This is a genomic window from Pseudomonas sp. 51_B (assembly GCF_017491595.1).
GTDB lineage: Bacteria > Pseudomonadota > Gammaproteobacteria > Pseudomonadales > Pseudomonadaceae > Aquipseudomonas > Aquipseudomonas promysalinigenes.
The window spans coordinates 1-510 of the sequence record NZ_JAFGYW010000199.1; the positions used below are offsets into that span (position 1 = coordinate 1).

The 510-nt window shown below is 67.8% G+C and carries 1 pseudogene; it reads right to left on the minus strand.

Annotation, left to right across the window (positions count from 1 at the left end):
- Positions 1-510, minus strand: a pseudogene (locus J5M56_RS24380) (DNA mismatch repair protein MutS); the annotation flags it as partial.

A 510-nucleotide genomic window follows, 5' to 3' on the forward strand; every position in this document is an offset into this window, starting at 1 on the left:
GCGCGGCGCTCGAGCGCCGCGCCGAGCTGATCCGGCGCGAGCTCGGCGAGCCGCAGCGCGCCGCTCGCGAGATTGAGCCAGGCGAGGCCGATGTTCGACGCGACGCCGCGTTTGTTGTGGCCGACGCACAGCGCGAGCAGAAACACGTCGCTCTTGTCGGACAGCAGCGCGGCGTCGGTCAGCGTGCCCGGCGTCACGACGCGCACGACCTTGCGCTCGACGGGGCCTTTCGACGTCGCGGGGTCGCCGATCTGTTCGCAGATCGCCGCCGATTCGCCGAATTTCACGAGCTTCGCGAGGTATTGCTCGACCGCGTGATGCGGCACGCCCGCCATCTTGATCGGCGTGCCGGCGGATGCGCCGCGTTGCGTGAGCGTCAGGTCGAGCAGACGCGCGGCTTTTTCCGCGTCTTCGAAGAAGAGCTCGTAGAAGTCGCCCATCCGGTAGAACACGAGCGTGTCGGGGTGCTCCGACTTGATGCGTAGGTACTGCTGCATCATCGGCGTGTGC